At 67.2% G+C, this 454-nt stretch carries 1 pseudogene; it reads left to right on the forward strand.

Features of this window, described 5'->3' with window-relative positions:
• Positions 1 to 454 (forward strand): annotated as a pseudogene (locus AACY45_RS28510) (IS21 family transposase); the annotation flags it as partial.

Raw genomic sequence — 454 nt, forward strand, 5'->3', positions numbered from 1 at the left:
TACACGCGGGTTTCAGAACCCAAGCCGAAGCTGGGCGGTCACGCGGCCGCGCTGGAGCAGCTGCTGGCCGAGAACGAGCGCAAGCCGCGCCGCGAGCGTCTGACGTTGATCAGGTTATACGAGGTGCTGCGCGGGCTGGGGTTTGAGGGCGGCTACGATGCCGTTCGCCGCCATGCCCGTCGCTGGCAACGCGAGGAGGCGGGGCGGACAGCGACCGCATTCGTGCCGCTGAGCTTCGATCCTGGCGAGGCGTACCAGTTCGACTGGAGCCACGAAGACGTGGAGATCGCGGGCAAGCCGATGCGCGTGAAGGTCGCCCACGTGCGGCTTTGCGCATCGCGGGCTGTCTATGTCCGGGCGTATCCGCGTGAGACGCAGGAGATGGTGTTTGACGCGCATGCGCGCGGCTTCGGCTTCTTCGGAGGGGTGCCGCTGCGCGGCATCTACGACAACA

This window comes from Pseudomonas sp. RA_35y_Pfl2_P32, assembly GCF_963970735.1.
GTDB lineage: Bacteria > Pseudomonadota > Gammaproteobacteria > Pseudomonadales > Pseudomonadaceae > Aquipseudomonas.